The following is a 604-nucleotide window of genomic DNA, read 5'->3' on the forward strand; positions in this document are numbered from 1 at the left end:
GCTCGCGCGGGGTGAACGCGGCCATCTTCCAGGGACCGGTGCCCGCGGCGTCCTTGGCGAACGCGGTCCATGCGGCCTGCGACTTCGCCTTGGCGTCAGCACCTTCCGCCTTGTCGTAGAAGTGCTGCCACTTCGCCGGGCTCGCCATGAAGAGATTGGTGAGGTTGATCGGCAGGAAGCTGTCGGGCTCCTTGGTGGTGAGCTCGACCGTCATGTCGTCGATCTTCTTCGCGGACGCCAGCGTCGGCATGCGCGAGGCCGTGACGCCGACCTGGCTGGCGTCGAATTGCGGCGCGTCCTGCTTCAGCACCTTCTCGACGTTCCACACCACAGCGTCCGCATTGAACGGCGAGCCGTCATGGAAGGTCACGCCGGGGCGCAGCTTGAAAGTCCATTTGGTCTTGTCGGCATCGTCGACCTTCCACTCGGTGGCAAGGCCGGGGATCACCACGCTCGCCTTGTCGGCCGAGGACAGGTCCCAGCCGGTGAGCGCGTCATACATGGTGAGGCCGGTGAAGCGGTTGCCTTCAAAACCCTGATCGGGCTGGCCCAGCGTGCGCGGAATATCGGCAGCCGTCATGGCGATGCGCAGCACGGTTTCGGC

The 604-nt window shown here is 65.4% G+C and carries 1 protein-coding gene; it reads right to left on the reverse strand.

What is annotated here, in order from left to right; all coding sequences use genetic code 11:
- Positions 1-604: ABC transporter substrate-binding protein (locus AC0L3A_RS40860; protein ID WP_473256599.1), on the reverse strand; the 604-nt coding region annotated here is incomplete at both ends.

It is taken from the genome of Bradyrhizobium sp. MI1.3, from assembly GCF_055811695.1.